11 protein-coding genes are annotated in these 12334 nt (G+C 48.4%); all 11 read right to left on the reverse strand.

From position 1 onward, the window contains the following. Positions 1–167: 167 nt before the first annotated feature. The 11 genes from RIF36_RS23335 to RIF36_RS23385 all read right to left on the reverse strand — a co-directional run bounded on the left by RIF36_RS23335 (position 168) and on the right by RIF36_RS23385 (position 12299). A complete protein-coding gene (locus RIF36_RS23335; protein ID WP_350120335.1) occupies positions 168–554 on the reverse strand; it encodes an iron chaperone in 387 nt (128 codons plus the stop codon). 6 nt (positions 555–560) lie between these two features. Continuing rightward, the gene (locus RIF36_RS23340; protein WP_350120332.1) at positions 561–929 is read right to left on the reverse strand and encodes an iron chaperone; all 369 of its coding nucleotides are present in this window, start codon (positions 927–929) and stop codon (positions 561–563) included. A 351-nt stretch (positions 930–1280) separates the two neighbouring features. Next, positions 1281–2645 (reverse strand): sulfatase family protein, encoded by a 1365-nt coding sequence (locus RIF36_RS23345; protein ID WP_350120329.1) that lies wholly within the window; start codon positions 2643–2645, stop codon positions 1281–1283. 24 nt (positions 2646–2669) lie between these two features. Continuing rightward, positions 2670–3137 carry a GNAT family N-acetyltransferase gene (locus tag RIF36_RS23350; protein WP_350120326.1) on the reverse strand — a complete coding sequence of 156 codons (468 nt, stop codon included), beginning with the start codon at positions 3135–3137 and terminating at the stop codon, positions 2670–2672. Between the two features lie 43 nt (positions 3138–3180). Further along, complete coding sequence (locus tag RIF36_RS23355; RefSeq protein WP_350120323.1) at positions 3181–4131, reverse strand: TonB family protein; 951 nt, start codon at positions 4129–4131, stop codon at positions 3181–3183. Between the two features lie 67 nt (positions 4132–4198). Further along, positions 4199–6004 (reverse strand): SGNH/GDSL hydrolase family protein, encoded by a 1806-nt coding sequence (locus tag RIF36_RS23360; RefSeq protein WP_350120320.1) that lies wholly within the window; start codon positions 6002–6004, stop codon positions 4199–4201. A 166-nt stretch (positions 6005–6170) separates the two neighbouring features. Then, positions 6171–7082: a carboxypeptidase-like regulatory domain-containing protein gene (locus RIF36_RS23365; RefSeq protein ID WP_350120317.1), complete on the reverse strand. Its 912-nt coding sequence runs from the start codon at positions 7080–7082 to the stop codon at positions 6171–6173. A gap of 98 nt (positions 7083–7180) precedes the next feature. Continuing rightward, entirely contained in the window at positions 7181–8455 is a 1275-nt protein-coding gene (locus RIF36_RS23370) for a hypothetical protein (RefSeq protein ID WP_350120315.1), read from the reverse strand. Between the two features lie 293 nt (positions 8456–8748). Beyond that, positions 8749–9636: a TraB/GumN family protein gene (locus tag RIF36_RS23375; protein WP_350120312.1), complete on the reverse strand. Its 888-nt coding sequence runs from the start codon at positions 9634–9636 to the stop codon at positions 8749–8751. A 136-nt stretch (positions 9637–9772) separates the two neighbouring features. Then, a complete protein-coding gene (locus RIF36_RS23380; RefSeq protein ID WP_350120309.1) occupies positions 9773–10600 on the reverse strand; it encodes a helix-turn-helix domain-containing protein in 828 nt (275 codons plus the stop codon). Positions 10601–10757: 157 nt separating this feature from the next. Further along, positions 10758–12299, reverse strand: coding sequence for a glucuronyl esterase domain-containing protein (locus tag RIF36_RS23385; RefSeq protein ID WP_350120306.1), 1542 nt, complete (start codon positions 12297–12299; stop codon positions 10758–10760). Between the last annotated feature and the right edge of the window lie 35 nt (positions 12300–12334).

Here is a 12334-nt window from a genome sequence, read left to right on the forward strand (position 1 = left end):
GCTAATACGACCTTTCTTTTCAGTAAAACAGCCGAAACTTTTGCAGTCTTTTGATGCATCGTCACTAACCAGTCGTGCCACCAACCTGGCAAGGGCCATCGTTGTGGGCACGACTTGCGGGAGTGCTCATCTCCCCAAAAGATCGACGTGAAATAAGTTATGAAATGCTATTTCCTCTTTTTCTCTCTGGCTTTATCAAGGTTCTCCTCTACCCTGAACTTTACAATTTGTGCAATGAGGTCTAACGGCAGGGGTTTGTCGATGGGGAGTTGCACCGAGCCTTTGGCACCCTTGTAGCCACCCAGTTCTTTTTTAAAAGCAGCAATACCGGAAGGGGTGGGGTAGAACCCAATGTGCTTATCGTAGGCGGCGTAGTATACCAGCATTCCCTCAAGCATAAAGGCCGGCATATTGTAGCTGATCTTCTCTACTGCCTGGGGAGCCGCTTTTTTGATCGTTGCTCTAAGCCCTTGCATAAGTTGCTGTGTCCGCTCGGGGAACGCAGCAAAGTATTCTTCGATGGTTTTGAATTTGTGGCCGGGTGCTTTTTCCATGGTCTTTTATTTTTTTGCCTTCACTCTTTGCTCGTTTTCTTTCAGTCGGAATGCTACCAGTTGTGCAATCAGTTCTAATGGCATTGGTTCGTTTAATGGAAACTGGGCTGTCGACTTTTCAGTAGTAAAGGGAGCTATGGTTTTTTGGAAGGCTTGGTCGCCTGCAGGCACCGGATACATGCCGATGTGCTTTTTCCAGGCTGCGTACGACACCAGAAAGCCATTTTGCTTAAAGGCCGGCATATTGTAGCTGATCAACTCTTCTGCCTGGGGTGCCGCTTGCTTAATTGTTTGCCTCAGCGTCGTTAAAATCGACTGCACTTCTTCAGGAAATGTGCCGATATACTCATCGACTGATTTGAATTTTGCACCCATCAACTAATGTTTTTGTAGTGTCAGACATAACAAAAATACCTTTATCCTCATAAAATCCTCCGGTGCAGAAGCGGCAATTGGAGGGGTGGTTTGCGGCAGGTACTATCTGGCTGTTGGCATCGCTGCCTAACCAGTCGTGCCACCAACTCGGCAAGCGCCTTCGTTGTGGGCACGACTGGTAGTGGTGCCCACGGTGATAGCTGGTGGCACCACCTAAGAGGGTTTCAGCTCCCTTTAGCATGAGACTACAAAAGTTTGGATTGTCGGCTTTAGGCAGGACATCCAGCCTGGCTCATGCCGCAATGTTCCTCAGCTAAACCAGCGAAACTTTTGTAGTCTTTCCGTGCTGCATCATTTGGACAGACTTTCAATTTCCTCATTGCACTGCCTGCGAAGTGCTGCCAGTATCTTCTCCGACGCCTTGTCTTGCACCAGGTTTTTTGTTTCCCATGGATCATTCACCAGGTCGTAGAGTTCTTCTGAATCCGGGATGTCTCTGTACCTGAAGTACTTGTATTTTTCGGTTCGTATGCCTTCGCTGGCAGCGATAGGCTTGAAGTTCCAAAGGTGTTCGCACAGAAAAGCCTCCCTTCTTGGCACTGCCATTTTGGTTTTTTTGCTGTGTCCTGTCAGGCTCATTCCCTGATAAGAACCTGGGACTTTGGCCTGAGCAAAGTCAAGGATAGTAGGGGCAATGTCTACGTTCAGGGCCATGTCTTCCACGGTTTTGTTGCCAACACCTGACGGATCATAGATAATCAGCGGCACACGCAGCGACGGTTCGTACATCAGCCACTTGCCAGCGAGCTGACGTTCGCCAAGAAAGTAGCCGTTGTCACCCATTAGGATGATGACTGTGTTCTTATCCACTCCTTTTGCTTCCAGTGCTGTTCGTATTTTAGCGATAGCCCTGTCGATCCCCGTGATCATCCGGTAGTAGCCCTTTACCATCTGTTGGTATTTTTCCGGGCTATCGAACCGCCAGTTCCAGCGGGCTCGGTTGAAGCCTTCCCGAACAGGCAGGGGCAGTTTCATAAAGTAATTGTCGTCGGCCATTGAGGGGCCCGGGATAGTGACATTTTGGTACAGACTGTCCACCTCCTGGGGCCAGAAGTACTGCTGCGGGGAGCTGTCGTCAGCGTGTGGTGCATGGAAGCTGATCGACAGGCAGAAGGGCTGGTCGGCCGGTGCCTTTTCGATGAAGTCGATGGCATTGTCCCGGATCACATCGGTAGTATGCTTGTGCTTCGTTCCCTCTTCTACCAGCCTGAAGTAGGCTCCTACAGGCTCAGGCTTGTATACATCGAAGAGGCTCGTATCTCTTTTGTTCTCAAAATTGACACCCATTTTTCCCAAAAACCCACTGTAGTAGCCCTCACTTTTCAACACTGCAGGATAGCTATTGTCTATGAATTCGTTTTTGACCGGAGGCTGTTGAAAGGTGTAATTATGTTTTCTTTCGTAAAGTCCGGTGATGATGGTAGCCCGGCTGGCGGCGCAAATGGGTGTGGTGACGAAGGCATTTTTGAAATAGACCCCCTCCCTGGCCAGTTTATCCATTTCCGGTGTTTGAATAATGGAATTGCCGGCATGGCCCAGCGCATCCCAGCGCTGATCGTCAGTGAGAATGAAGACGATATTGGGCCTGGTTTTTTGGCCATACACGTAGCCAGACAAACAAATCAGGAGGAGGGTTAGTAGTTTTTTCGATGTCATGGAAGGGTATTTTGTGGCGTTAAATCAGGTTGTGGTTTGTGTGCGTAATTGCTTTGCAAAGCAAATGCTGCTGGTCATATTGACATATTGTCCATAGTTTTCAATCTCAGTGTAGCCTGCTTTTATGTATAGGCGGATAGCGTTTTCATACTGTCTGCCGGTTTCTAAAATACAATGTTCGCAGGAAAGCTCTGTAGCCCATCGCTCTAATTCGTGGAGAATTTTAGAGGCAATTCCCCGCCCTCTGCCTTCGGGTGCAGTGTACATTCTTTTTACTTCCATGGTGGCGGTGTCAAACTTTTTGATGGCGCCGCAGCCGAGAGCTGTTTCTCCATCGTAAGCCACCACCACATGCTTGATCTTGTCGATGTGATTGTACTGAGCATAAAAGGCATGGTCTTCACCGTCCATGGCTGTCACGTACACATCCAGTTGCTTTACCAGCTCGACGAAGGCTGGATTTTCAGAAGTGGTTCGTTGCAGATGGAGCATGAGGAGGAATTTGACTTAGAACCTAGCAGTTAGATAGATAATTCTAATGGATTTTGAAGGTTATAGGTAAGATCATTTTCACTTTCACCCTCTGACCTCGTTGGATGCCTGGTGTCCAGTCAGGGGCCCCTGCTACCACCTTTTCTGCAGCCTCATCGCAATCTTGACTAATTCCCTTGATGGCCTTCACATCAACTATTTTACCCTCCTCGTTGATGAAAAATTGAACGAAAACTTTTCCCTCAATACCTTGCCTTCTTGCAGCCTTAGGATACCTCAAGTTTTTCGAGATGTAGACATAAAACTTATGCATCCCGACCTTTGGTTCAGGTTGTACGGCGAGTTCTTTATAGCGGTATTCAGTTCCGATTGAATCATAGCTAACACCGCTAATCAATACATCATTTTGATACTTCTCTTTAAAAAATATGGCGCCATTTTCATATCGACCCAGCCATTCCCCCTCTCTTCTTGAGTTGACAAGTCGTCCTTGTATTGTGTAATCTTCTTCGTCGTCTGACGACTGATAATCGCCAGTGCCATTGACAACTAAGTGACGCCCGGTGGAGTCCCACAGATCAATGACTTTCCCCATCTGTGAAAGTTCTTTGGTCGGTTCAGGCGTTTCAAAAAACCGTGTTTCCTTTTTTACTCCATTTTTATACCAATAAATCCAATCTCCGGCACAATGTCCTTTTTCAAAATTTCCTTCTGACGCCTTGGTACCATTTCTGTGATAGAACACAAAGCGACCCTGCCTTATTTGGCTTTTTGGGAACGTGAAATATCCCACCATTTTAAGTTGGCCATCCAAATAGTAATCTTCAACCATTACCATTTCCTTCTCCGTAAACACTGAAGTTTCTATTCGGTAGAATTGGGCAGTTTCTTTGCTAGTTTCGATCCATTCTTCACTAAGAAAAAGAGTGTCTTGCTGGGCGACACAATTGCAGTATGAAACTAGAAATAGAAGAGAAGAAAAATAAGCTTTCATGTAGGTCGAAGTGTTTAGTCTGTAACGATATAAATTTACTAATGATAGCACTCGGCTTGGGTAATTATTACTTGCTAACCAAAGGCTTCAGCGCCTCCCTCATCTTCACATACCCAGCGGCATTAGGGTGGAGGCCATCTGAGAAAAGGCTTTCGTCAATCTTGTTGTCTTTTTTTAAGAAGATGGCACCCTGGTCAGCGTATTTCACCTGCTGCGTACTTGAAAGCCTGGCCATTTCCTGGTTTAGGCTCGCCACCCGCTGCTCGTTATTTCTTCTTGGTAAGAGCCCCATGAGCGTAATTTCCGCTTTTGGCTGGCGGATTTTGATGGCGTCAAGTAACAGACCCAACCCCTCCAGAATTTCGTTATCTGTATTCAGGTGCAGGTTATTGGTGCCTATCATGATAAAGATCTTTTTTGCTTCAAAGCCATCCAGTTCGCCATGGTATACCCGCCAGAGTACGTTCTCCACCCTGTCCCACCCGTAGGCCTGGTTGCGCATGCCCGCTGGCGTGAACAGTGTTTTCCATGACTCTTCTTCCACCACTCGTTTAGTACGTGGCAAGCCACCCCAGAAATGAATGATAGAGTTAGCCAGGAAGACCATCTTAGGTGGTTCGCTGGCGTTCATTTGCAGGATTTCGTTATGGCGTTCTTCCCAGTCGTAGTTGTTGGGCTCCCGGTATTGCGTGACTGGTTTGGTGGTGGAAGCGACTCCCACCGGTTCATTCAAAATGGCCCTCAGGCTTTTTTCGTAGCCCTGCGCATAGTGAAGCATGCCGAGGTCGGTGGGATGAGTGCCATCCACCATGTCGTCGAGCCCAAGGCCGACCTCTTCTTTGGTGAGATAGAAAAGGCCCGTCACCCCTTCTTTCTTTAGCTGATAAAAAGCTTCCTGCTGCACCCTATTGGCGGTGGTGTATTGCCATTTTCGGTCATCATTGACGAGGTCTTCGGAGTAGCCGGCATGATCCACCAGCAGGATGGGGGTAGCGGGATGCTTTGCCCTCAAAGTACGAACCGACGTCAGCACCCGATCCTTTAACCCTTGCTCCCCGTTGATGCCAAGCCTTTCCCAGGTGCCAGGGATAAGATTGGGCAAGCAGTCGAGCACAAACACTTTGGCGTCAATCTCATTCACGAAATCTACGAAGGAGCTATCGAGCCGACCGTTGCCGCTGAAAGCGAGGTTGATCAGTGGGCGATCCATTTTTCGCCCAACGATGGATGTCCAGGCCATGCCGGGCCGGGAAGCACAGGCACCATGAGCAATGGACGTGCCGTACACGACGATAGGCTTTTCTTTTCGCACAGGCAGAGGCTTGAAATGAGCACTGGTTTCCACGCCCACTTCCAGCCAGGAAACAGAATTGTAAAGTGGCAAATACAGGCGGTATTCCCTGCCCAAATCGTGGAAGTTGTCATTTGCCCTGAGCCCTTCGTAGCGGTAGACAATGGTATCACCAAAGCTTCGTTTGGCAGTGCACCAGATTTCTTGCCCCTCATTAGTAATAGCGTAGAGGTCGACGCCACTCACGCCGGTAGCTGGCATGTGGTCCATGCCGTAGTTATTGCCTTCCCCTTTTGGCCTGGAAATATATCGAACAACGATCTGTGTCGAATTAGAACGAAACCGCACCATCAGGCCAGCCGAATGCTGAGAAAGACTCCAAACGGCTGGCGGAACTTTCCCTTCGGCTCTGGCCGGAAGCCGGTCGTAGGGTTCCTTTGTTTCGCCTGCCCAGGCTTGCCCTTCTATAACGGGGAATGCATGTTCGGCTGGGTTCCACCATTTGAGCGTTGAGGCGTTTTGCGAAACTGCGTAGAAGCCAGGCAACACGAGAAGGAGAGAAAGTAGGTGTTTAATTTTCATAAGACTTTAGATAATCTGATTGACGCACAGCAATAGCCAAAAATTGAGTGTCAATCTAATAGAATTTGTTGGAAAAATTGCCCATTCTTCCGTGTTAGGTGCCTTGGGCTTATTTTGATGCCAGCGGATAATTACTTGAGCATTTGAGGGTAATTGGCTCGGTTGACTACTGAAAATAGAACAGCATATGGCTCACGTCCTCTTCATCCGGAATATGAGCGCTACCGTATGTGTTGCCATTGATGTGGTAGTCCACCAGCAGCACGAGGCCGGCTTCTTTTGTGAGCACACACGAAGGGTGTTTAATGGTGGCGGTGATGTTTCCGTTCGCATCGGCTTTGGCAATGTTAAGTGTGCCGGATCCTAATGGCTCAATGCTGGCAATGTCGCTTCCAAGGTTGATTGGCTGCCCCGCCGTTTTCTTGCTGGTGAGAAAGTCCAGCCAAAAGGTGTAGGTTCCGTTGGGGATCATTCCGGCGAGGGTAATAGCTATAGATGCGGAATTTCCATCGCATGTAGCTTTGGCAGTGCCCTGGGCTTTGCGCCATTCTAACAGCGTCACATGGTGGTTGTCGGGCGCAGTGATTGGCGTAAGCTTTCCGATGGGTGGGTCAAACACATTTCTTGCATACAGAGGCTCTTCGTCTTTGTCGGGCAGGCCTCCTGCCTCATTTCTTATTTCACCAAAGACGTCAATGCTGTTGAGTACCAGTAACCCATTCAATGTTTGAGGCTGAATAATAAACGCTGCTGTTTGCTCAATTCCTGCTTCAAGATCGAGGGAGAGTGTGTCTTTGGAAACTAGTTTTGTCGACAATGGAGGTGTTATTGTTAACCGATAGGTGCCGTCCACGCTGACGTCAAACCCGAAGCTGCCATCAGCGTCGGTCAGCATCGTTTCAGTTTCGGCAGCTCCAATAAGTTGAACCTTTGCCTTCGGGTAGGATCGACCGTCTTCATCTTTGATGGTGCCCGAAACTTCGTTCTTACCAGCGGGGGCTTCGCCGCTATCGCTTTTGCATGAGGCAAGTACGGCAGGGATGATCAGAAGAAAAGAATAAAGCTGGCTATGTCTCATGAGTAAGCTTTAAAAATATAAGATACCTAAAACTAACCAGTTTAGGTGTTTTTGCTACTGATAATCAGTCAGTAAACATCAATAAATTCATGCAAAACCTACCTCTTCCTCATTCTTCCCGGGTAAACAACCAGTTGGATGAAGTTGAATTCGATGCCGTTGAATGAGATAGATTGGCCATTGTCGATAGGCAGGTCTAGTTTGGGGAACCATCTCAGGTTGGTTCTCAGCAGCCATGTTTGTATTCGGTTCGGCCGGATATCCCACCCGAAGGTGATGCCGTAGCCGAGCTTGTTTTCTGACACGCCGGCTGTCCGCTGGTTTTCGAAAGATTCGTCAAAGGATAGCTGCTCGTAGGTGAGCACAGGGCCAACAAACGGAACAAAGCCATGGTAATCGAAGAGAAATTTGGTGGCTTCAAGCCCTGCGGATTTCCTGTGAAGGACTTGTATCGTGCCGTAGGTGTTTGTTGAAGTGCCATAGCCCCGGTAGGTCAGTGCAATATTCATATCTGGCTGGTGCATATAGTACCCAAGGCTAAAGTCGGGCATTATCGAAGTATTGTACTTTGGCAGGTAAGGTCTGTTGACGGCGTTGTAGCTGCTTTTACTCATCCAAAAGGCTGACGAAAGACCTGCTCCAATATAGAAGCTATTCAGTCTTTTTTTATCAGCCAGCAGCTGGGTTACTTCATCGGTTCTTCCCGACTCCCAACTCTTTTCGGCGCTAATAGTGGTGTCGAACATCAGTCTGTACGACAGCGTCAGATACAAAGGAGGTGTTCTGATGTTCGCTATGTCAGTTTTTGAGATGTAATAGTCTTGTTTGTTGGCGTAGTTCCATAGCACACCTGCCTCAAAGAGGTGACTTTTATGGTCGAAGGTCAATCCAGCCAATAAGGGCAGCGAGGTGTGGTTTAGTTCTGGCCCGTTGCCAAATTCAAGGTTGTTGTTGTTTTGCTCAAAGTAAAATGCCGCTACTGAAGTGCCTATAAAAGGGCGGATTTTCTGACTTTCGATCTTTAATGGATAATATTTGAACACCGTTTCCACGCCGCTCAGGTAGTTGACCACCTGATTTTCCTTTTTAAAAGTAGGGCTATGCAGTGGAATGGCGATGTAAAAGTCGGCATGTCCCCAAAAGTGAGTACCCCCAATTAGGAACCGAGGTTTGTGCAGTTGCCCCAGGGCTAGCGATTTTCTGTTGCCATCTGCATCAATGTATGCAGTCTTTCCACCGAAGTTGGTTTGGTAGTCCAGACCCAGGTTCATTTGAGCAAAGCGATGTCTGGTCTGCTTTTCGAGATAGACTTGTGCGGCAAGTTTTTGGCATATAAGAATTGAAAGGAAGGTAAACAGTAGTTTGGCTTTCATTCTTTTGAAAGGGAGGTTCGGTGATCAAATACTTGCGTTAAGGTGTGTGTTTAATAAGTATAAAAAAAACCGCCGATCCCAAGCTTTCATATCAGGCGGCAACCTGCTTTGGAATGTGTTTCGAAGAACGATTTGGGAACAGGTGCTTTAATATAGGCCGACTTTACGGCAACTTCCAAGGTCTTTTGATTGTTTGCCTGAGAAAAATGTGGAAGCGGCTAATTGTCTTGTCGATTGAGGGTTATTGTTGCCGGAGTAGTAATTGAAAGCGCTTCTCCCCAAAGGCTTTAAGGTCACTCCGTTGTAGAAATAGGCTCTACCACAAAACCTCCTTCTCTCAGCTGGCTGATCAACCCGCATTCAAACTGTAAATGACTCAGCCCGACGGCGACAAAACAGCTTGAGGACTGGAGATCACCAACGATTTTTTCCAGCCAGCGGGTGTTGCGGTCGGTCAATATCAGGCTGTTGAAGCAGGGCTCCGTTAGCCTGTAATCAAAGGCCATCTGCCGGTACATGTCGGTGGCTTCACAGATTTGGCTATTACCTCCGCTTTTTATTAATTGAATAAGCCGGGACAGACGTTTTTTATGCACTTTTGGTGGCATGCCTTCAATGTCTTTCCTGATCAACTCAAGTTGCTCATCGGCCGTTTCCAGGCCGATCACCCGCTTGCCTGCCTGCTTGGCAAGAAAGCCGATATATTCGTCGATTGAAAGATTGGGATCGGCGGCTGTTCTTGTGTTACAGGCGTTAATGGTGTATTCCCTGTTGAGAGCGGCATACAACTCTTCAGGCCGCAGCTTTTCAAAGTTGGTCGGGCTGTCATGCAGGTGCTCTCGTAAGTAAGCCAGGTCAGCTTTTGTCAGGTATTTTGACCACTGTGTCTCGGACGTACGGGCATTCACAATGTCGTTTGCCGTATGGCCGGGTTCGGGATCTGATTCTGTAATCACTATCTCCGCAGCCATGAGTTTGGCCCTCGTATTCGATAGTGTGTCAAAAAAAGACTTGCTAAATGCGTGGTGAGTACCGAACAGGTAGGATTCAGTTGCTCCATTTGGCGAAACGATGCGAAACAGGAGCGTATGGAGCACATCGCTTTGACGCTCGCTGGCAGCGAGCCTTCCGGCGATAAAGCCGAGGAATATTGCAAGAAGAATAGATGCAAGTTTTTTCATCAGTCAGTGTTGTATCTACTTACATATCTGAGTATGCCATGGTGAAATAGAGGAAGCCAATTATGATTTTAATTGCCAAAATTGCGAGGTTACGGCACAGCAGGATAGTAAAAACTGGACAAAAAGATGTTTAGCTTCAGTTTCTTGTGAAAATGGGCATCTGCAAATCCCTCGGAGCTTTCAGGTATTCGCCGGGTGTCAGCCGTGTGAACTTCTTCATCTCTTTGATAAAATGCATTTGGTCGTAAAAACCATTGTCGTGGGCAATGCTGGTGAGGTTGACCTGGCTGGCCTTGTTAGTGGCTTTCAGTGTATGAAACAGCCGAATCAACTGCCCGCACTGCTTGGGTGACACGCCCAGGTTTTGCATGAATTTTCTCTCAAAGGTTTTTATGGTCACGCCGGTTTCTTCCGCCAGATCGAGTATACGGTGAGCGCCCCTTCCATCCACAATGCGGTTAATCAGGTAGTCGAAAGTGGCATCGGCCTGCCGGTTGAGTGTCAGCAGTCTTTTCATAAAGTAGGTTTCGATAAGCCTAACCCTATTTAGCAAGCACTGGGTTTCAAAAAGCTTGCTTTCCAATTCCAGCATGTCTTTACCAAAAAGGTCTTCAATTGATATTGACTGATTCACTGTCTCCTTAAGACCTGGCTTGATAAATGGGTAGAGTCCATTCGGCTTGAAGCGAACGGAAATGCCCATTTCTCCATTTACCTTTACATCCTGGGCAATGGTTTTGAGCCCCGAGAGATGGCTACCCAAAACCTCTACTTTTCCTGACCCATCTTTTATTTGTCTTTCAAGCGTGCCAGAAGTAAAGATTAGCTCCACGGTATTGTCGGGCACCACCAGGTAGGTTCTTCCCTTGTTTTCGGGCCGCTTTGTATAGCTTTCCGTCCACACACAGTCGATATACCGACTAAGTGCACTGTTCAGCTTAAATTCCTGGTACTCATAAATCATACTGATGCTCTTATGATCGTATGGAATGAGTATACTTGGGATGTTAGAATTTGTTGCGAAACTGTGGTGAATGGCAGGAAAGAAGTATTGAGCGAGGCGCTGGCTCCCAGGTCAGATACAATGGGAGCGCAGCTTATCGCCTCTGTGGTTGTCAGGGCTACTGTGCTTTCTCGTACTTTAAAAAGCTGCTTGCCCAGGGAATGAAATATTGGAAGTTGGGAGCGTCGGTGTGTCCGCCATCGTGCTGTCTCCATGCCAGTTCGCCGTGGAGCAGACCTGTGAGGACGGGAGGCATTTGCTCAGTCTGATAATTGTTGGAGACACCAATGTCTTTGACACCTAGCAGTTTGAAAGCCGGGCCGGCAGCTACCGTAGCCATGTAGCTTCCGTGCTGATCCAGCCATTTGGCATCGCCTTTTTCAGGAATGCCATAACTTATGAATGTTAAGCGAGGGGCACACAAGGCAATTAATTGATGTGAATCAACGGGCAGATCGCAGCCAGTTTTACTACTGAAAGTTGCTTTGGAGGCGCCGTACTTCAGGTAGTTCCCTGCCATCCAGTGGTATTCTCCTGACCCGGTGAGGTTTTCTACGGCTTCACCAAAAACACGCCGGTGAAGCACGGCACCGCCCTTTCCCGACGATCCTATCAGCCCAACGGCAAACCTTTGCTCCAAAGCGAGCGTTACCAGAGCTGCCTTTCCATAGCGTGACACGCCTTCGATACCCACTTTTTTCGCATCCACCAGGGTGTCTGTTTCCAGATAATCGAGGCCTCTGGCGGCTCCCCAGGCCCAGGCACGCAGTGAGCCCCAATCTTCAGGTTTGCGTGGTTGCCCTTTGTTCACCAGGCCAATAATCCCCCGGGTAAGCCCGGCACCGTTGTCGGCCTGGATGCTGGCAGGCTCAATGGTGGCATAGCCCCAGCCTGCAGCCAGCAGTTGCTCTGTTGGAGGCGAATCGCCAGTTGGAGGAGGTGCAAAGAAATTGGGGCCAGGCAATTTTGTGAGGGGCGTATAGGCAGGATAGCGATCAAAAATCTCCTTCACTTCAGGATTGCTCCTGATCATCATCTCTTTGAAAGCTTCATTCAGGGTTTCCATGTCGGGGTTGGAGGGCTGCGCAGGCGAAGGGAATGAAGGGCGGCCAAACATCATCAAAACCGGTACGGGCCCTTTCACATTGGTGGGCACCACCAGCATCATGTTGATGTCGACGTTGATCAGCGGATAGGCGCTGTTGTCGACGTGCCCCACCAGTTGCTTGGCAATAACCGGAATGCGCCCCACAAATTCTCTGTCGGTGATTTTTACCTCCCAGGTCACCGTTGGGATGTTTTTCGGCAGGCGGCCGTACATTTCAGTTTCAATATCTTCTACAATTTCAGGTCGCCGCTGCTTCCACCACATGTCAGCCGAGGTGACCTTTTTGCCACTGTTGGTGACAAGCAGCTCCGGCAACTGAGCGCAGGGATTCGCAATGGATTCGTCGTAGTTGGCATGATTGGGCGCCGATTCATTGCCACTTGGGCCCGGCCTTAACTGCTGAATGCCCAGCTGCTGCATCATGTTGGCGTGGTCTTCCTGGGCTGTAAAAGTGACCAGGGGCGGGTATTTGCTGCTGTCAATTTTCGCCCCCTGGCCAATCGCTATATGGCCAATTGAAGCGGTAAATAATAGAGTAAGTAGGTTCTTCATCAGTTGTAATTATTTAGAGCCGAGTCGAAATATTA

The organism is Imperialibacter sp. (assembly GCF_040222815.1).
Taxonomy (GTDB): domain Bacteria; phylum Bacteroidota; class Bacteroidia; order Cytophagales; family Cyclobacteriaceae; genus Imperialibacter.

What these genes read in the sequence shown, in the direction of transcription:
- RIF36_RS23370 (WP_350120315.1), bottom strand. Translation starts at nt 8,455, where the DNA reads ATGAAAGCCAAACTACTGTTTACCTTCCTTTCAATTCTTATATGCCAA.
- RIF36_RS23385 (WP_350120306.1), bottom strand. Translation starts at nt 12,299, where the DNA reads ATGAAGAACCTACTTACTCTATTATTTACCGCTTCAATTGGCCATATA.
- RIF36_RS23365 (WP_350120317.1), bottom strand. Translation starts at nt 7,082, where the DNA reads ATGAGACATAGCCAGCTTTATTCTTTTCTTCTGATCATCCCTGCCGTA.
- RIF36_RS23335 (WP_350120335.1), bottom strand. Translation starts at nt 554, where the DNA reads ATGGAAAAAGCACCCGGCCACAAATTCAAAACCATCGAAGAATACTTT.
- RIF36_RS23340 (WP_350120332.1), bottom strand. Translation starts at nt 929, where the DNA reads ATGGGTGCAAAATTCAAATCAGTCGATGAGTATATCGGCACATTTCCT.
- RIF36_RS23350 (WP_350120326.1), bottom strand. Translation starts at nt 3,137, where the DNA reads ATGCTCCATCTGCAACGAACCACTTCTGAAAATCCAGCCTTCGTCGAG.
- RIF36_RS23380 (WP_350120309.1), bottom strand. Translation starts at nt 10,600, where the DNA reads ATGATTTATGAGTACCAGGAATTTAAGCTGAACAGTGCACTTAGTCGG.
- RIF36_RS23375 (WP_350120312.1), bottom strand. Translation starts at nt 9,636, where the DNA reads ATGAAAAAACTTGCATCTATTCTTCTTGCAATATTCCTCGGCTTTATC.
- RIF36_RS23360 (WP_350120320.1), bottom strand. Translation starts at nt 6,004, where the DNA reads ATGAAAATTAAACACCTACTTTCTCTCCTTCTCGTGTTGCCTGGCTTC.
- RIF36_RS23355 (WP_350120323.1), bottom strand. Translation starts at nt 4,131, where the DNA reads ATGAAAGCTTATTTTTCTTCTCTTCTATTTCTAGTTTCATACTGCAAT.
- RIF36_RS23345 (WP_350120329.1), bottom strand. Translation starts at nt 2,645, where the DNA reads ATGACATCGAAAAAACTACTAACCCTCCTCCTGATTTGTTTGTCTGGC.